At 43.2% G+C, this 18,716-nt stretch carries 17 protein-coding genes and 1 pseudogene; 10 read left to right on the forward strand and 8 right to left on the reverse strand.

Features of this window, described 5'->3' with window-relative positions; genetic code table 11:
- Nucleotides 1-118: 118 nt before the first annotated feature.
- On the reverse strand, nt 119-514 hold the full coding sequence (locus tag PUQ00_RS12870) for a DUF1830 domain-containing protein (RefSeq protein ID WP_300416778.1): 396 nt from the start codon (nt 512-514) through the stop codon (nt 119-121).
- A gap of 588 nt (nt 515-1,102) precedes the next feature.
- Between PUQ00_RS12870 and PUQ00_RS12875 the strand changes: the two genes are divergently transcribed.
- The 4 genes from PUQ00_RS12875 to PUQ00_RS12890 all read left to right on the forward strand — a co-directional run bounded on the left by PUQ00_RS12875 (nt 1,103) and on the right by PUQ00_RS12890 (nt 5,158).
- On the forward strand, nt 1,103-2,695 hold the full coding sequence (locus tag PUQ00_RS12875; protein WP_300416781.1) for a photosystem II high light acclimation radical SAM protein: 1,593 nt from the start codon (nt 1,103-1,105) through the stop codon (nt 2,693-2,695).
- A 180-nt stretch (nt 2,696-2,875) separates the two neighbouring features.
- Nucleotides 2,876-4,273, forward strand: a complete 1,398-nt coding sequence (locus PUQ00_RS12880; RefSeq protein ID WP_300416783.1) for a DICT sensory domain-containing protein — start codon at nt 2,876-2,878, stop codon at nt 4,271-4,273.
- Entirely contained in the window at nt 4,270-4,908 is a 639-nt protein-coding gene (locus tag PUQ00_RS12885; RefSeq protein WP_300416786.1) for a pentapeptide repeat-containing protein, read from the forward strand. The genes PUQ00_RS12880 and PUQ00_RS12885 overlap by 4 nt, the downstream gene beginning before the upstream one ends.
- Before the next feature lie 70 nt (nt 4,909-4,978).
- Entirely contained in the window at nt 4,979-5,158 is a 180-nt protein-coding gene (locus tag PUQ00_RS12890; RefSeq protein ID WP_300416788.1) for a hypothetical protein, read from the forward strand.
- A gap of 118 nt (nt 5,159-5,276) precedes the next feature.
- Here PUQ00_RS12890 and PUQ00_RS12895 read toward each other — a convergent pair whose 3' ends face one another.
- From PUQ00_RS12895 to clpS, 4 genes are all read right to left on the reverse strand, one after another.
- Nucleotides 5,277-5,435: a hypothetical protein gene (locus PUQ00_RS12895; RefSeq protein ID WP_300416791.1), complete on the reverse strand. Its 159-nt coding sequence runs from the start codon at nt 5,433-5,435 to the stop codon at nt 5,277-5,279.
- 8 nt (nt 5,436-5,443) lie between these two features.
- Nucleotides 5,444-6,247: a pentapeptide repeat-containing protein gene (locus PUQ00_RS12900; RefSeq protein ID WP_300416794.1), complete on the reverse strand. Its 804-nt coding sequence runs from the start codon at nt 6,245-6,247 to the stop codon at nt 5,444-5,446.
- A 100-nt stretch (nt 6,248-6,347) separates the two neighbouring features.
- Nucleotides 6,348-7,181: a type II CAAX endopeptidase family protein gene (locus PUQ00_RS12905; RefSeq protein ID WP_300416797.1), complete on the reverse strand. Its 834-nt coding sequence runs from the start codon at nt 7,179-7,181 to the stop codon at nt 6,348-6,350.
- 66 nt (nt 7,182-7,247) lie between these two features.
- On the reverse strand, nt 7,248-7,529 hold the full coding sequence (gene clpS, locus PUQ00_RS12910) for an ATP-dependent Clp protease adapter ClpS (protein ID WP_300416799.1): 282 nt from the start codon (nt 7,527-7,529) through the stop codon (nt 7,248-7,250).
- A 574-nt stretch (nt 7,530-8,103) separates the two neighbouring features.
- Here clpS and PUQ00_RS12915 point away from each other — a divergent pair.
- Nucleotides 8,104-8,448: a hypothetical protein gene (locus tag PUQ00_RS12915; protein WP_300416894.1), complete on the forward strand. Its 345-nt coding sequence runs from the start codon at nt 8,104-8,106 to the stop codon at nt 8,446-8,448.
- 92 nt (nt 8,449-8,540) lie between these two features.
- Here the strand turns inward: PUQ00_RS12915 and PUQ00_RS12920 are convergent.
- Nucleotides 8,541-8,846, reverse strand: a pseudogene (locus PUQ00_RS12920) (aminotransferase class I/II-fold pyridoxal phosphate-dependent enzyme); the annotation flags it as partial.
- Between the two features lie 91 nt (nt 8,847-8,937).
- Entirely contained in the window at nt 8,938-9,141 is a 204-nt protein-coding gene (locus PUQ00_RS12925; RefSeq protein WP_292763530.1) for a hypothetical protein, read from the reverse strand.
- Between the two features lie 468 nt (nt 9,142-9,609).
- Between PUQ00_RS12925 and PUQ00_RS12930 the strand changes: the two genes are divergently transcribed.
- From PUQ00_RS12930 to PUQ00_RS12945, 4 genes are all read left to right on the forward strand, one after another.
- The gene (locus PUQ00_RS12930) at nt 9,610-9,939 is read left to right on the forward strand and encodes an STAS domain-containing protein (RefSeq protein ID WP_300416802.1); all 330 of its coding nucleotides are present in this window, start codon (nt 9,610-9,612) and stop codon (nt 9,937-9,939) included.
- A gap of 148 nt (nt 9,940-10,087) precedes the next feature.
- Complete coding sequence (locus PUQ00_RS12935) at nt 10,088-12,796, forward strand: TIGR03960 family B12-binding radical SAM protein (protein WP_300416805.1); 2,709 nt, start codon at nt 10,088-10,090, stop codon at nt 12,794-12,796.
- Between the two features lie 827 nt (nt 12,797-13,623).
- The gene (locus PUQ00_RS12940) at nt 13,624-15,768 is read left to right on the forward strand and encodes an Rne/Rng family ribonuclease (protein ID WP_300416807.1); all 2,145 of its coding nucleotides are present in this window, start codon (nt 13,624-13,626) and stop codon (nt 15,766-15,768) included.
- 8 nt (nt 15,769-15,776) lie between these two features.
- Nucleotides 15,777-16,433, forward strand: coding sequence for a ribonuclease HII (locus PUQ00_RS12945; protein ID WP_300416810.1), 657 nt, complete (start codon nt 15,777-15,779; stop codon nt 16,431-16,433).
- 159 nt (nt 16,434-16,592) lie between these two features.
- Here PUQ00_RS12945 and PUQ00_RS12950 read toward each other — a convergent pair whose 3' ends face one another.
- Entirely contained in the window at nt 16,593-17,180 is a 588-nt protein-coding gene (locus PUQ00_RS12950) for a DUF1997 domain-containing protein (protein ID WP_300416813.1), read from the reverse strand.
- Between the two features lie 598 nt (nt 17,181-17,778).
- Between PUQ00_RS12950 and pheA the strand changes: the two genes are divergently transcribed.
- Nucleotides 17,779-18,654: a prephenate dehydratase gene (pheA, locus tag PUQ00_RS12955; protein WP_300416816.1), complete on the forward strand. Its 876-nt coding sequence runs from the start codon at nt 17,779-17,781 to the stop codon at nt 18,652-18,654.
- Nucleotides 18,655-18,716 lie beyond the last annotated feature (62 nt).

The following is an 18,716-nucleotide window of genomic DNA, read 5'->3' on the forward strand; positions in this document are numbered from 1 at the left end:
CCCTCTCCAGAGCTAGGTTTCAGCCAAATAAAGTTCTCATTTCCGGATAAGTCTAATAAATAATAAACAAAAAGGGCTGCTGAATTAGCAACCCTCAAATTTAGTAAAATTGTTTTTTTTAATCAACCGACGCTAAACCAAGGATTTGTAAGGGTTTTGTAGTATCTCCGATTTTTGTATTAATTTGCTGCACCATTGGTTTGGTATTAATAAGGTCTTTTCCATCTGATGAGTCGGTATCAAACTCATAAGCGCTGGGTTCGTCCAGCATCAGGCGATCGCACGGTATTTTATCGGATAAAATTGCACTTGCCATCATCCCTGTATGAATCTCCATTTGACCTTTTCGCGGAGCTTCAAATACTAAACGTTGTCCTGGGAAAACAACCCTTTCAAAGTACCAGTTGGGAATATTGGAGATGCGAGCTACCTGTATTTTGCTCGTGGCATTAATGTAGCAGCAGAGAATTTTCCCCGATTGCTCAGGTGGTAGAGGATCTAATATTTGAGCCATAACTGCTGAGGAGCTTTACGCCACAATTTTACATTACACTAGCCAAGCCTAACACCCACTGATCCCCACTTGTTGTAACTGCGAATACCAACTCATGTCTTTCTAGATTTTTTCTACCTAAAGATATATCGGAGGTTATAAAAATTTTATAAATATTTATGCTCTTTCTAAAATTTTATACTACGTGAACATCTTTGAGTTTTTAATCTCTGGCAAAAAACCTTTAACTTCTTCAGGGCAGATAATTACAGAGTCGGTATGGTGAAGATCCCCTTAGCTTGAGCTTAGTTCACGAGTGTATTTTTGTGTTTCATCTATCCCCCGATTAAAAGCCTGGGATCATCGCTTAATGAATAAACTCAATGTTATCGTAAAGCTATATGAAAAATTTCTTCATAAAGCCTCTCTTGATAGCCTGCATTTGGTATGTAAAGCAATTTTATTGATTCCTACATCTGTGAACAAAAGTTTCGCTCATATCAATAATCGGCTTCAATGTCAAGCAAGATTGTCAAAGATTAAGAGTAGCCAAAACAAAAACACGCCTTAAAACTGGAATTTATCTCGCTTTCCCCAAAGATTGGCAAGATGGAAGTCAAAACACCCATGATGGAAAATCGAATTCTTTACGTTCGCCTTCCTTGTAACCCTATCTTTCCCATTGGGGTTGTCTACCTGAGCGATCACGTCCACAAACAGTTTCCAAATATCGAACAGCGTATCTTTGATTTGGGAACAGTGCCACCTTTAGATTACGCTACCGCCTTGGATCGCTGTATCGATGAATTTAAACCGACACTACTAGTATTTTCTTGGCGGGATATTCAAATTTATGCCCCAGTTGGCGGGCGTGGTGGTAATCCACTACAAAACGCTTTTGAATTTTACTACGCGAAGAATCCTCTATTGAAACTACGTGGAGGATTGGGCGGTTTACGAATCTTCATCGCTTACTATGTAGAGTTATGGCAAAACCAGGGCTTAATCAAACGCGGTTTAAAGCGTGCCCAAAAATATAATTCTGATGCTCGTGTAGTTGTAGGTGGTGGTGCAGTTAGTGTATTTTATGAACAGTTGGGTAAAAGCTTACCTCAAGGGGCAATTATTTCTGTGGGTGAAGGCGAAACTCTGCTAGAAAAACTTTTAAGTGGCGGAGATTTTCGAGATGAACGCTGTTACGTTGTCGGAGAAACTCAACCACGGAAACGGCTAATTCACGAACAACCCACCCCACTAGAAAAAACAGCTTGTAACTATGACTATATCGAAAGCATCTGGCCGGAATTTAACTATTACCTGCAAGAGCAAGACTTTTATATAGGTGTACAAACTAAGCGCGGTTGTCCTCACAACTGTTGTTATTGCGTCTACACTGTTGTGGAAGGGAAACAAGTACGCATCAACCCAGCAGATGAAGTAGTTGCTGAGATGCGCCAATTATACGATCGCGGCATTCGCAATTTCTGGTTTACCGATGCCCAATTCATCCCAGCGCGAAAATTTATCGACGATGCCATAGAACTCTTGCAAAAAATCGTCGATTCTGGTATGACAGATATCCACTGGGCAGCTTACATTAGAGCCGACAATTTGACACCCCAGTTGTGCGACTTGATGGCGAAAACTGGGATGAACTACTTTGAAATTGGGATTACCAGTGGTTCTCAAGAACTCGTGCGGAAAATGCGGATGGGGTATAACCTGCGAAACGTCTTGCAAAACTGCCGTGATTTAAAAGCAGCTGGTTTCAACGACTTAGTTTCCGTCAATTACTCCTTTAATGTCATTGACGAACGTCCCGAAACCATCCGCCAAACCATCGCCTACCACCGCGAACTAGAACGGATTTTTGGTGCTGATAAAGTCGAGCCTGCCATTTTCTTTATTGGACTACAACCCCATACTCATCTAGAAGAATACGCTTTTAAAGAAGGTATCCTCAAACCAGGATATGATCCAATGAGCCTGATGCCGTGGACAGCCAAAAAACTCCTCTGGAATCCCGAACCCCTTGGTTCATTCTTTGGTGAAGTCTGCTTGCAAGCTTGGCAACAAAACCCCAACGATTTCGGACGCGAAGTCATGAAAATTCTAGAAGAAAAACTGGGTTGTGCCGACTTAGAAGCAGCACTTTCTGCACCAATAGAGACGAAAGAAAAACAGTTAGCAGTTGTATCCTAAAAAACACGAATTCGGAATTTCTGCCCCTCTCTTCCTCTGTGTCACGCTAGTTGCTTCTCCCAAGGGGAGACGCTGCGCGAACAAGTCGGGAAACCCGCCCAACGCACTGGCTTCTCTGCGCCTCTGCGGTAGCCTGCGGCAAGCCGCTCCACGTCTACGTTTTCATAAAATCCCAAACCCATGTTAGAAGGTTCAATTCTACAACAGCTAGAAACAGCCCATCGCCACACTACCAGACCAATTCGATTCGGTGTTTACTATAAAAATACCCTAGTTGCATTGTGCCATGCTCTAGAAGACCATATCTTAACCGACGACGGTACACCCTTAGTAATCACCGCCTTCCAACAGGGTAAATGGTACTTACAAGAAGCTCAACGATATGCAGACATCGCCCAGCGCAGCCGCGAAATTGCGATCATGGCTGCCTCTGAATCTGGCTTTGCTGAACATCCTACCAGCCAGCTACCCAATGTAGACTTAGTGGCATTAGATCCAATTGATCCAGTGGCGCAGGAGTGGCACTTAATTATTTTATCGCCGAAATACACAGCGATGGTAATTTGTCAAGAATTATCAGAGGCTGATTATGGCAGCGCTGGAGTACCGACATCAGATTTAGAGCGCAAATTTTATGGCTTGTGGACATTTGAGCCAGAGTTAGTGCAAGAGACAGCAGAAATAGCGATCGCTCACATCAAAAAATACAACCCAGAACTGGCGGAAAAACTCACAGCCGATAAACAGCAAATTGTACCGTCAATGGACAGATCCCAAAATTTGGGTGCAGTTGTCTCCCGTGTAGTAGATTATCTCCAGACTGGGCAAGATAATTTATCCATACCAACAGCGCTTCAGAAACAAACGCTGGATCGAAACTTGGTTTCCAACGAAATCCAAGCCTTTTTGCGAATGGCGCAACTGATGGATATGGCAGATGTCAACAATCCAATGGCAGCTGCGGAAGTAGTCGTACTTGCTGAAGCGATCGCCCAGCTTTTGGATCTTCCTGCATGGCAGATTAAAAGGTTGCGGTTGGCGAGTTTGTTGCATCGCATAGATCCATTACAGAAAGCCGAAAGCGTTCTCACTGGCGGTATATCTACACGCTACCAAGAAGATGCCCCTAGTTCTCCCTTAACTTGTCCCTTAGTACCGGGGGCGCAAGTATTGCGAACCATGCCACGACTGCGAGCAGTTGCCCAAATTATTACTCACCAAACCGAGTGGTGGAATGGTTCAGGGGAACCAGCAGCTTTAGCTGGAGATGAAATTCCCCTAGAGTCGAGAATTTTGGCATTATTGGCAGACTTTCAGTGGCGGTTAAATCAGCGAAAGTCGTCAAATCAAAGCCGGGAACAAATATTTACTCAAGCTTTAGATGAGTGCAAACAGCAACAATCTACCCGGTTTGATCCTAAACTTGTAGATACCCTAGCTTTGTTAGTTCTGGGTTTACAACAGGGACTCGACTTACCCTTGATGACACCCAAATTCAGCGCCGGTATCTGGATACTTGATTCCCAATGGGATAGCCACAGCAAGATAAGTGAGGAGATTGGTAGTTACTTTACATGAATATTGAAGCCATTAGATTAGGAAAACTCAAACAACTTCCAGGGGCAAATTTAGAAGACGAGGAACTCTCCCGACTCGATTTAAGCCGGATTAATCTTGCTGGCGCTACCCTTGTCGGCACTAATTTCGCTGGTTCTAAACTCGAAGGTGGGCATTTTGAGGGGGCGAATTTAATGGGAGCCAACCTCCAAGAAACTGACTTGCGGGCGAGTTTGATGGGAGCAAATCTGATGCAAGCAGATTTAACGGGTGCTGACTTGCGGGGTAGCAATTTGCGTGGCGCTAACTTGATGGGAGCAAGACTCAGTGATGTGTCATTGGTGGGTGCTTTCTTGAGTGGTGCCAATTTAATGAATGTGAACTTGCAAGGCGTTGACTTGCGCGGTGCTGACTTGCGCGGTGCAAACCTGACTGGAGCAAATCTTAAAGGTGCAGACTTGAGTCGCGCCGATTTGCAAGGGGCTTTGTTGAGTGAAGCAAATCTTGAAGAAGCTGACTTGCGGGGGGCGAATTTGGCGGGGGCGAATTTGACGGGAGCTAATTTACTCTGTGCAGAGTTAGAAGGTGCAAATTTGAGCGGCGTTAATTTGAATAAAGCGTGTTTGGTGGGTACAGTGGTTGAGAGGCTGACGTAAAGATTGCACCAAAAAGCCCAGTATCCTTGGATATTGTTAAAATTTTTGGAAATGAAGCAGGTGAAAATTTGTGAGCCTAAAAGAAGTTATCAGACTAGCAAAGCAGCTTTCAACTGTGGACAAAGTACGTTTGATCCAGCAAATTGCTCCTGATATAGAACGCGAGTTAACAGATAAACTCTCTAACTTTCCCCGACAATCCTTATGGGGACTCTGTGCTGATTTAGGAAACGCACCTTCCACAGAGTAAATTGATGTAGCCCGTAGTGAAGAATGGGCTAACTTTCCACGGGAGGATATTTGATGCTGCGTGCTGTATTATCAATATATTCTTGTGAGAAAATTTGCCTTCCTAATACCAATGCTTCTTACCTTTCCTCATCTGTCATATAATCATCTCCCTTGAGTCCCCTTGGAGTACGTCGAGGATTTCCTCCTGCATCTAAATATCGCTGACGTGCGATCGCAAATAGTTCTAATATTCTTTGCGTTTGCTGCTGTTTAATGGTGTTAGATTGCGTCATCATTTTTATTCTTAAAAAGGAGAAAGCCTTTTAAATTCCATTTGCTCATTGAGAGAATTAAATCCATTAGTGAACTGTGTAAACTCGTTATAAGAGGCTCCACGCCAAATAGTATGAGAATTGTAGATAATCTTCTGTAAATTAAAACTTTCTAGAGAAACACTGCTCAGGTTAGCTCCACTTAGATTAGTATCTATAAGATAACCGTTCAGTTTAGCTCCTTGCAAATTAGCATTTATCAACTGTGTTTCTTGCAAGTTAGCACCTAAAAGTGAACTGTGATCTAAATTGGCATTTTTAAGGTTAGCTTCTTTGAGATTTGCATGATACAAGCTACTCAAACTTAAATTCGCACCCTGTAAATTAGCCTTTTTTAGATTAGCGTAATCTAGTTCTGCTGACTCTAAGGAAGCGCTTTTTAAATTAGCTTTTTCTAAATTTACTTTATTGAGTTTTGCCCAGTTTAGTTTTGCATTAGTCAAATCAGCATCACTCAGATTGGCTTCGCTTAAATCCAAACTTGATAAGTCAGTTTGAATAAGTTTTGCTCCCCTCAAGTTAGCTCCTTTGAATGAAGCCTCATAGGTAACATTACAGTAATCATCACCAATTTCTGATATACCCATTTTCCCTTTGTCGCCAACATCATCTCGCCATCTGAGTTCAGCTTTAGTTAAATCAGCCCCTTGTAGATTGGCTCCGTCTAATTTAGCATTAGTCAGTTCGGCTTCTCTTAAATCTGCTCCAGCTAAATCAGCATTTGTTAAATCAGCACCACCTAAATCACACTTGGGACATTTTTTAGTTGTTAGCAACTGCTTTACATGAGCGGGATTAGAAGTTTTTTTAGCCTCACAATCTTTACAACCAGAAAGAAAATTACTAATAAAGCTGATACTATTAATATTTTGATTTTCATATATGAAGCGATCGCTCAGTTCGCCCTCGTATCCACAAAGCTAGTACACTCATTAACAACACCCCCATCACTCCTTGCAGGGGATTATTATTCACACCAGTTACCCAATCAGGAACATGACCAGAATATTTCGTTAAGTCCCCAACATTAATTATGTAGTAGCCTCCTACTAAACCACCATGTAAACCAATTGGTAAACCCAAGCGTCCTCTCCGCCAACGCTTTCCCCATACCTGCGTTAACCCCAGCAGTACTAAAGCTGGAAATTGCGGCAATGTATGAATAATTGCCTCCCAGGGTTTAATAAAGTGCAATGTAGCAAACGCAGTTGCATCTGTCCACAATGCCACACGGGGACTGTAATCTCGTTGTAATTCATCTAGCAACCAGCCTCGGAATAACAATTCCTCAGCAAATCCAATACCTAAGCCAACAAGTAAACCCTCTAAAATCACTTTCAGCAAAAAAACTTTCGGTTGTTGCCACACCAACCAACCCAATAAACTTTCTACCCCAAAAAGTATCAGAATATTTATTATCCCCATAGCCAAGCCACGCACTAAATCCACACCGTTTTGTCGCGTGAATTCTAAGCCATAATGCCGTAGAATTTGGGGCTGCTGGTAGACATATTTACCCCATAGTTTCAACAGAAAAATAAACACTGCATATAACAATACCAATGTCAATATACTTTCTAAGTTTGAATCATGCACTAGTAAGTATATTGGTACAGCCAATGGCAACCATAGCAGCAATAAAGTCAAAATAAAAGCACCCAGCCTAATGGGGGCAGGGCGTTCGGCTAGACGGATAAGGTTTTTTTTCATACCAATGTTAAGTCACCAGCCAATACTCTAAATTCCGACTAATGACCAATGACCAATGACCAATGACTATTCATCAGGTTCAATCGTGCTACTTAAACCGTGACTTTTCAATGTTTCGCTATAGAACTCAGCGTGTTCCAGAGCGCAAGTAATGACTAAAGCTAGCCCGTTAGTATGGGCTTCCATCATGATGCTAACAGCCTGGGGTTGGGTAAGGCTTGGCACAGTGGCTATTAGTGACTGCACAACATGCTCCATAGAATTGTACTCGTCGTTATGGAGCAAAACGCGATACCGAGGCGCGAGCTTACGGGATGTGGAACGCTTTTCAATGGTTTCAACTGACACGGCTCTTTGCTCTTTTCTCGTTAATTCACTACAACAAAGTTTCTGTCCAGCGATCGCTTAACAGTTATTTACCTATTCTATAGTATTTCTGTCCAGATACTATGCTAATAAAACCCTTTGCTGCTCGCAATTGGTCGTATTAGTCTTGCGTAACCACTTATGAGACAGATGTCTAAGACATGGCTGCCGTAAGAGTGCTACCCTAATCTTAACATCTGACTTTTCACGGGATCTGGAAAACCTCTCTTCTTTATCTCTCTCCTAAAAGGAGGAGCCACTGCGTTGGGGAGCCAGCGCGGGAACAGGGGGTTTCCCCTATTAGCGACTGGTGTCGGCTCCCCCGACTTGTCCCTTGCGCGTCTCCCCTTGGGAGAAGCACCTGGCGTCAGAGACTTTGAATTTTCCCCCTTAGAGTGTTGGGAAGGGGGCTAGGGGGCTAGGTCTTTCGTAGGCTTTTCCACATGACGTGAATTGTCAGAATCTTACAGAAGCTTTCCTTAAACCTAGCGCATTTTCACTTTTAAGATTAAGCAAGTTGCAAAACAATCCTTGCCCCTGCCCAAACTGCATAATGATGGACATTAGCCGAGATTTTCTTCAACCAGGACAAATTGTGTCTTTAGAGCATGACGACAGGAATCTGTATGCAGAAGTCATTCAATTTGTGGTTTCCCGCCAGTTGTGCTGGGTACGTCCTTTATTAATGGTTACTTTGATTCAAGAATCGCCGCTAATTACTGATTTGCGAGATGCGTCTGACCTGCTTTGGCCTGCCAATTTATTTCGACCAGCTTTAGACACAGAAGTAATTACCTTCTTGAGCCAAGTTTTAGCAAAAGAACCAAAAACTGAAGCTGACTCAGCAGCCAAGCAGCAATTCAATCAGTTTATTCACCAACTTTGGCAAGCTAGTCATTAGTCATTAGTCATTTGTCATTTGTCATTGGGCATTAGCCATTGGGTATGGTTATTCTTGTTGTCCCCTTGTCTCCGCACTCCCCACTCCCCTTATCAACCGTAGCCAATACCGGCATATTTCATGCGTTGAATTCCTTCTTGCAACCGTTCATCAAAGATAGTTAAAGCAATGCGGAAAAAGCCTTCTCCAGATGCACCATAACCACTATCTGCCCGCACAACAATACCACATTTGTCAAGTAGCAACGTTATAAACTCTACTTAGGAATATCTTGGAGGAACGGGTGTCCAGACGTAAAGAGTAGCTTTCGGAGGCTGAATCGACCAACCTAGAGATTGCAATCCATTTACGATAATATCGCGACGATTTTGGTAAACCAACATGATGTATTGGAGTTCCTAAAACTTGTTTTACTTACTTGAAATTTTGATTTCTCCACTCTTAATAAAATTCACCGGATATAGTCAAAAAGCCTCTATGCCTGAGCAATTACGAATATCCCCAGCTAGAAACTAACTGAATTCGACCAGCATCCATCTCTGCCATTAATAATTCTAGGGCTTCGTAATCAACATCAGAAATGTAACCCAGTTCCGTTAGTTCTGAATTGATTTCATTTTCTATCTCAGGAGTTAGTTTTTTAATGTCAAGAGCTTTTTCTACCAATTTACGAATAGCGTACTGAGTTCTCATAAGTAATAGCCTAATTGTATATGATACTAATTATCCCAGATTTATCTAAGTATAAAGAGTGATCTAAATACTAACTCTTGGTGATATAAATCACATCTTAATGAGTTAATAGATAATGCGCTATGACTCTGTGGTATGCGATCAACAACGCTAAAGTGGAAGATTTAACTTCCCATTAAGACTTAGCTAAATTAGCTTTAGTTATAGACTAAGCAAGTTTTCTCAGCATAGTTACTGATGAGTTGTCTGCTCTATGGCTGTCTATGTTGATTGTTTTTGAAGTGAGCTAAAAAAAAAGTATATATAAACACATTTTAAACCGGAATTATAACAATCTTTAAACAGAGATACTAAAGTAATAAAGATTCAGCAAAGAGACCTAAGACATATGGCCGATGCAACAAAATAGAGTTTATGTTCAAATAATCCTTAGCTTGACGCTTCAACAATTCTTAATAGGATGTAACTATGCAGGCAGTGCTTAACTATCCCAAGATTGCAGTTATTCGCCCCCAAGGCTGTTTGAATGCTGCAAACGCCTTGGAGTTTGAACGAGATATGACTACAGCATTGGCACAAAATGATATTTCCATCTTGGTAGTAGACCTAGTAGCAGTAGAATCCTTAGACAGCGCGGGGCTGATGGCATTGTTATCTACACACAAGCTAGCTCTCGGTTTAGGACGGAGTTTCCGACTTTGCGCTGTTACCCCGTCAATTAGAATTATTTTTGAACTAACGCAACTCGATAGGGTGTTTGAAATATTGGATGATGAAATTGAATTGGATGCAACATAACTTTATGTAAAAGCATAAAGGTTCGGGTAGAAAGTAGACTTTATGTAAAGGAGTTATAAGTTGCAACGATAAACTATGTTAAAAGACCTAATTCAATGCTAAGGTTGGGTTTGAGTAGCTGTAATTAAGGTAGCTAGAAGATAGCACAGTGGCTGTTGCAGTTGAAAGATTAATAACATCGGATATTTTAAAACCAGCGCGTTACCTGGGTAATGAGCGTTTAGCAGTACATAAACCTTGGGATACGACAGCAATACGCTGGGTCTTAACATACCCAGAAGTATATGAAGTCGGTGCATCCAATTTAGGGCATATCATCCTCTATAACATCTTGAATGCCCAACCGCGTCAATTGTGCGATCGCGCCTACCTCCCAGGACAAGACCTGGCAGCCAAACTACGCGAAACCAATACGCGATTGTTTGCGGTAGAGTCAAAGCGATCGCTCACAGAATTCGACATTTTAGGCTTTAGCCTCAGTTACGAGCTGGGTGCAACTAATATCCTCGAAATGTTGGATTTGGCTGGAATTCCCTTGACGTGGCAAGAACGCCAAAAAGCAGAGGCAGCAGGGGGAGAATTTACTAATCTCCAATCCCAGTTTCCGTTAATTTTTGCTGGTGGGCAAACAGCGACATCGAATCCTGAACCTTATGCCGACTTCTTCGACTTTTTCGCCCTTGGAGATGGAGAGGAACTGCTGCCGGAAATTGGTTTGGTATTGGAAGAAGGCAAACAAGCCCGATTAAGTCGAGAAAATCTGTTACTGGATTTGGCACAGATACCAGGCGTATATGTTCCCCAGTTTTACAACATGGCAGAGGATGGCTCAGTTCATCCTCGTCGCCCAGATGTGCCAAAACGAATTCTGCGACGGGTTGCAACTCCCATACCAGCATATTCCATTGGGTTAGTTCCCTACGTGGAAACGGTGCATGATCGCTTGACCATTGAGATTCGGCGTGGTTGCACTCGTGGCTGTCGCTTCTGTCAACCAGGAATGCTGACTCGACCAGCACGGGATGTAGAACCGGATCAGGTGGTAGAAGCGATTGAACAGGGTATGCGGGCAACTGGTTACAATGAGTTTTCCCTCCTATCTCTGAGTTGTTCTGATTATTTGTCCCTACCAGCAGTCGGGATGGAAATCAAAAATCGGCTAAAAAATGAAAACATTTCTCTGACTCTACCAAGCCAACGGGTAGACAGATTTGATGAGAATATTGCCAACATCCTTGGAGGTACGCGCCAAGGTGGACTGACTTTTGCTCCAGAAGCTGGAACTCAGCGGATGCGAGATATCGTGAATAAGGGTTTGACGAATGAAGAATTGTTGCGGGGGGTGAAAACGGCTTGGGAGCAAGGCTGGGATAAAATAAAGTTGTATTTTATGATTGGCTTACCGGGTGAGACGGATGTTGACGTTTTAGGCATTGCGGAAACAGTAAGCTGGCTACAGCGAGAATGTCGAGGCAAGGGCAGAAAACCTCTAAACTTTAACCTGACAATTTCTAACTTTACTCCCAAGCCCCATACACCATTCCAGTGGCACTCAGTCTCTACCACTGAATTTAAGCGCAAACAAAACCTGTTGCGGCAAGAATTCCGCCGGATAAAGGGAGTGAAGGTAAATTTTACCGATGTCCGCATTTCGGCAATGGAAGATTTTGTGGGAAGAGGCGATCGCAATTTGGGTAAAGTAGTGCGCCGTGCCTGGGAATTGGGTGCAGGTATGGATTCCTGGTATGATAATTTAGATCAGGCTTTTAGTGCTTGGGGGTCTGCGATCGCCCAAGCCGGTCTAGATTGGAAATACCGCCAAGTAGAAAATGGCGAATGGAATTTGTTTCACGCACAAGAGCAGAACAAATCAGCAGATAGCGAAAATACCCAACTCCCCACTCCTGTACAGACGCGATTAATCGCGTCTCTCCCCACTCCCCACTCCCTTGATATTCCCCTCCCTTGGGATCATATTGATACCGGGATTGACAAGAAGTGGCTCCAAGAAGACTTGCAACGCGCCTTAGAAGCTGCAATTGTACCCGACTGCTCTTTTGAAGGTTGTTCCCACTGTGGCATCTGTGGGACTGACTTTGGCCATAACGTCGTAATTGAATCACCCGCTATTCCAAAATTCGCTGGCGAGTTTGTTCCCAATCCAACTAAGGCACAACGACTGCGAGTTTGGTTTGGGAAACAGGGTAATATGGCTTTGATCAGCCACCTAGATTTAATCAGTCTGTTTGACCGAGTTGTGCGACGAGCAAGCTTGCCAATCGCTTTCACTGGTGGGTTTCATCCCATGCCGCGAATTTCTGTAGCAACTGCTTTGGCTCTAGGGGCTACTAGTAGTGGTGAAATAGTAGATTTTGAGTTAACGGTGCCAGTGGCAGTCAATACTTTCCGAGAACAGTTAGCTCGTGAAATGCCCACAGACATACTTATATATAATGTGGAGCAGATAGATTTAAAAGCTAGTGCCGCGACCCAACTGCTAGAGGCCGCAGAGTATCTGATTACTGTAGCGGTACTTGAAGAAGCAACACCTATACAATGGCAAGACTGGATTGATCTAATCAAAGCGAAAGAAGAACTCTGGTATGAGCAAACAACTAAGTCAGGCAAGAGCCAGTTAATAAATCTGCGCGATCGCTTATTTGAACTGGAATTAGTAGAAACCGACAATAGCAAAGCAGAATCTATCCCATCTGTGATCATCCGTTATCTAGGTAGCTATCGCCAAGACGGTTTGCTATTGCGTCCCGAACAAATCCTGTTTATGCTAAAGTCAGTGGCTAGTGTAGAATTTCAACTCCTGCACATCCACCGCAATCGGCTAATTTTAGGGGTATAATCCCTGTAGGGCAGCTTGCTCGTAGTTGTCCTAAGATGGTACGTCGTCGGAATTGATTTTTAGCAAGGTTGCGTTAGAATGGGGTGAAGAGAAATTTTCTGGCGCTGCATTGAATTAGCTGGTTCACTACCCTGGTATTCAGGGGGCGAAAGCATACATATTAGAGTGCAATATCTAGGATTTTATTCTAGATAAACAAAAAGCAGATTAAAGAACACTCTCTCTATAGCTACCTTGTGAATCAGTAACTAACAGCAGGCTCGGCTAGCTTCTCTAAATCCATGCTTTTTAAACAACTGCTGAATGTCTAATCTACAGTAGTGCCGAAGAGCTAGTGCATTACTTTTCTAGAGTTGAAGCAACTGCCGTCGGTTATGCCGACTTGTAGACGTTCGCAGACGCGCAAAGGGCAGCTTGCCATAGGCTAGGGCAGCTGAAGGCAGGGTAGCAGCTGGCGTTGCTGAGTATAACCCTAAGGATAAATCCGGGGAATGGAAAATAGAAATAGTTTCTTTTTCTTAACAACTTCAGTAGGTTACTCTCAAATCAAGCGTCCTGGGTTAAAAGCTAACTCAGGATTTAGAACTTTCAACTCAGAACTCTCTTGATTGAGCGTATTGGCTCACGAATCAACCACAGACGGTTGATTTAATCGCTGAAACAATACGCAGCCGTGTAAACGCTCTTAAGAGCGCCAATAGCTATTTAACTTAGAAGCCCAGATTTGTGATTTTTATTACCAGTAGCACCTTTTAAGGGTTGTAGGGACAACAAAGGTATGACAAACCTCCAGACCTATTGGTGCTGCCAGTTTTTGAGGAAATTGAATGCCAAAACAAATTATCATCGCGGAGCAGCACCAAATTGCTGCGGTTTTTTCTGAAGATCAAATACAGGAACTCGTCGTTGCTACGGGTCATCACCAAATAGGTGATATTTACTTAGGAGTAGTAGAAAACGTATTACCTGGGATAGATGCGGCTTTTGTCAATATTGGCGACCCAGAGCGGAACGGTTTTATTCACGTCACTGATTTAGGGCCATTGAAGCTAAAGCGTACCGCTGCGGCAATTACAGAACTACTAGCACCACAGCAGAAAGTTTTGGTGCAAGTAATGAAAGAACCAACGGGGACAAAAGGGCCCAGGCTCACGGGTAATATCACCTTACCCGGACGCTACGTAGTACTGATGCCCTATGGTAGGGGCGTAAATTTATCTCGACGGATTAAAAGTGAAAGTGAGCGCAACCGCTTGCGGGCACTGGCGATTTTGGTCAAACCGGCGGGAATGGGTTTGCTTGTGCGTACAGAAGCCGAAGGCAAACCGGAAGAAGCGATTATGGAAGATTTGGAGGTGCTGCAAAAGCAATGGGAGACCATCCAGCTAGAAGCGCAGTCCACCCGTGCTCCAGCACTGCTCAACCGGGATGATGACTTCATTCAGCGCGTATTACGGGATATGTACGGCGCAGATGTAAATCGGATTGTCGTTGATTCTAGTACTGGTTTGAAGCGCGTGAAGCAGTACTTGCAGAATTGGAGTGGAGGTCAAACACCGCAGGGATTGTTGATTGACCATCACCGCGATCGCTCCCCAATTTTAGAGTACTTCCGCATTACTGCCGCCATTCGAGAAGCCCTAAAACCGAGAGTAGACCTACCTTCTGGAGGCTACGTGATCATTGAGCCAACTGAGGCATTAACCGTAATCGATGTTAACTCAGGTTCCTTTACGCGATCGGCAACAGCTAGAGAAACAGTTTTGTGGACAAACTGCGAAGCGGCAACAGAAATTGCTCGCCAGTTGCGTCTGCGGAATATCGCCGGGGTGATCGTCGTTGATTTTATTGATATGGAATTGCGACGTGACCAACTGCAAGTTCTCGAACACTTTAATAAAGCACTCAAAGCAGATAAAGCTCGTCCTCAGATTGCCCAACTCACCGAACTGGGTTTAGTAGAACTGACCCGCAAGCGTCAGGGTCAAAACATTTACGAATTATTTGGTGAAACTTGTCCCACCTGTGGCGGTTTAGGACATACCGTGCGTCTGCCTGGAGAAATCGAAAACCGATTGCCAATACTAACAGAGACCGCAGAGCGTGAGCGTTTTGTATCCCTGCCTCACCGAGAACCACGTCAGCCATCTGCCCGCGTCCCGGAACCACGAGAAACTTATGATGGATTTGGGGAAGCATTTGACGGCGACTCGGAATTGAGTAACCTAAATCTGATCAATCATCCTAGTTATCAAGAACTGAATGATAATAAGCGTCGTACCCGCACTCGCCGCAGTCGAATTGGCATCAATGGGTTAAATGGGAAAGATGAAGCTCGCGTTGTTGCCAATCCTCTGGCTTTTGTCAACGAGCCAGACTTAGACCTTGATGTGGAACCAGAACTAGGAGTTGTACCAGAAATCCCCTCACCCACCCTTGGTAAACCAGGTTGGAGTGAAAGAGTAGAGCGGACTAAAGTTATCAAGGCAGAACCAGTCAAACCAGTGGTAGAGCCACCGGAAATTAGAACTGTAGAAATGAGCCTCCAAGAACAGGATATGTTTGCCTTGATGGGAATCTCTCCCTTGGTGAAGTTAGAGCAAGAGGTTAAAAATACCAAGTCTGTGATTATTAATGTGATTCAGCCCGGTCAACTACCAACGACCCCAACTGAATCAACCTCAGAATCAACTCTTGCCCAAAAAGCAACACCTGAAATAACCGCTATTGCCCAAAAAGCAACACCTGAAATAACCACAAGCAAGATACCGACACCAAAAGTTATTGAACCAGAACAAAAATCTTTGATAGAAGAGACAATTGAACCATCAGAGTTAACTGCGAATCCTTCGGAAGGCTTATCTGCAAAAGCCTCCGCTGCGATCGCAGATGAAAGTGAAGCTGAAAGCAATAATAGCGCCACTGCCAGCCGTCGTCGCCGCCGTCGTTCCTCCGCGATCGAGGATAATTAATTTACTTTATGGTAGAAACATCGCCACCACCCTTGGAAAAATCCACTTGGCTGGAGTTTTCTACCTTGTCAGGGATTCCAGGATTGGTTGCAGGTGTGGATGAAGTCGGGCGAGGTGCCCTATTTGGCCCTGTGGTGGCGGCAGCAGTGATCCTACCAGCTCATGCTTTGCCAATACTGATGGCAGCTAAAATTAAAGACAGTAAAAAGTTGTCTAGTTCTCGTAGAACTCAGCTAGCACAGCAAATTTGTGGGCTGGCTATAGATTGGAAAATTGGGTTTGCTTCTACTGCCGAAATTGACAAGATAAATATTTTACAAGCAACGCTGTTAGCAATGAAGCGGGCTGTGCTGAAGTTAAAGGTACAGCCTACACTTTGCTTGGTTGATGGGAATCAGTCAATCAAAGACTTGCTAGTGCCGCAGCAAACAATAGTTAAGGGGGACGAGCGATCGCTCGCTATTGCCTCTGCTAGTATTGTCGCTAAGGTTTGGCGGGACGAACTGGTACTGCGTCTAGCATTAAAATACCCTATGTACAACCTGGAGCGTAATAAGGGTTATGGTAGCCAGAAGCATTTGCTGGCTTTACAACAATACGGGCCCTCGCCCCTACATCGTCAGTCTTTTCGTCCTTGCCAAATTAAACGACTGAGTGTTGAGTGATTGAAGAAGAATACAGAATACAGAATTCAGAATCAATACTTCGGCGTGATGTTAGCGACGTCGGAGCATCTGACTCGCTACCGCAACGCCTTACACCAGTCACACAGAATTCAATTCTAAATTCTGGCGACTGGCACCTTTATTCTGTTTCTTAAATAATTACTCAGCATTCAGGATTGGTAATTCAGTATTATCACCGTCAAGTCCTGTATTTTTAGTTTGTGATACCACCCAGTAGCGATAATCCGCCAAAAGTTGATTTAATAATCGTTGCTTGACTGACAACAGCACGCTTTTGAGCAAACCATTGCCAGTAGCTTCTAAAATCGGCTTCGGAGTGAAAGAAAATGGCGGTGGGAAATCCACCAGCACTTCTAAATCAGCCCTTCCTTGCAGGCGAGTGCCAGTACTAAATTCTTTGGGAGACAAATACCCTTTTAAATTGAGGGTAAAGCGCTGGTTAATATACTCGAAACCTAAGATTTCACAGCCTAGCGATCGCAAATAAATAACTCCATTTGATTCCGCCCAGACTCTCATGTCTACAGTAGGTTGAATACTCAGTGACATAAAGGTTAGTGGACGCATTTTTAAGCGAAATACCTCCTCAGAAACCTGCTGAATCCGGCTATTGTCAACCAAAGCCTTAACCAGACGTTGAGGCTGACGCAAGTAGTGCTGAATAGGAATAGGCTGCTCTGGAACAGCAATTTCCACTGATTGGGAGGCAGTAAACTTGGTAGCCATGAGTGGATAAAAATATCTGTTTCTTAATTTTAGTATTTTTTAACAACTTAGTTCTGATTATTAGAAAAGTACAAAATTTCTTGACCATAAAAATGATTGTTGCTTATCTGCTATAGATCATTAGCAAAAAGTTAGTACGCTCATTACTATCTTTAGTTCAAGAAATATAAATTACGATTTAAGTATTGACACAAAATCAAGAATATGCATCATTATTCGGTCAGAAACCAATATAATTGCTCTTAAATCTTCAAAAGAATTTAGCAAAAAACTGCCAGGAAATCTATCTGCTATAAGACTGATTTCCATAACTCGTTTTTCTGGATAAGTAAGTAGAGAGGATAAAACGAATATATGTTTAGTTTTGTAAAGACGGTGAAATAACGTATTTGTGAGGTGTGTACTAAATTTACATTCTGTTACATACTTATAAATTTTCCCGCCCACTTACTTACATATTTCGGTTTATTACTTTAGTGCGTAAATTTACAGATTATAGACAAGAGCCTCTACTAAGAGTAGATATTGGATATATTTGCCAAGACCAAAGTATCATACCTCTGTTTACCGATTAAACTCGCAACTTAAGGCTAAAGGCATGACTTTATCGATCGCACATTTAGGGCCTCCCGGCACTTACACAGAACAAGCAACTGTTTTTTATGTCAACTGGTTGAGCAAAAGTACGGGAGTTGAAGCTATATTATGCCCTTATCCCACCATCTCCCAATCACTGCACGCCGTTGCTGATGGTCAAGCCCACTTGGCTGTTGTGCCAGTGGAAAATTCTATTGAAGGGAGTGTGACTACAACACTTGATACACTATGGCAGTTAGATAGTTTGCGAATTCAGTTGGCTTTGGTATTACCCATTGCTCATATGTTAATTTCCTGCGCCTCTAGCTTAGATAGGATTAAAACTGTTTACTCTTACCCGAATGCTTTGGGACAATGCCAGGGATGGTTAGAGCGGTTTCTCCCGACTGTACAGATTATTCCTAGCAATTCCACAACCGAAGCATTACAGCGATTGGAACAAGATACCACAACAGCAGCGATCGCTTCTAGTAGAGCAGCTCAACTCTACAACCTGCCGATACTTGCCAGTAACATCAACGACTATCCAGAAAACTTTACTCGTTTTTGGGTAGTAACTCAGCCTGAAGCGGAGGCAGGATACCAGGCATCAACAACAGATGCCAGTCACACATCGCTGGCTTTTAGTATGCCTGCCAACACACCCGGAGCATTGGTCAAACCTTTGCAAATATTTGCTCAGTTAGGGATTAACCTTAGCCGGATTGAATCTCGTCCCACGAAGCGATCGCTAGGCGAATACTTGTTTTTCATGGATTTAGAAGCGGATGCCAAGGAAGCACAAATGCAATCTGCTTTAGCAGAGTTAACTATCCACACAGAGATTTTAAAAATTCTTGGCGTTTATAATGTTTTGCCGATCAGCGCTGTTATTTGAGAAATTTGGAGTTATTGGTTAGAAATCAAGAGTTATCAGTTAGGGACTATAAATTATAAGTT

The organism is Nostoc sp. S13 (assembly GCF_029379315.1).
In the GTDB taxonomy this organism is placed as follows: Bacteria; Cyanobacteriota; Cyanobacteriia; order Cyanobacteriales; family Nostocaceae; genus Nostoc.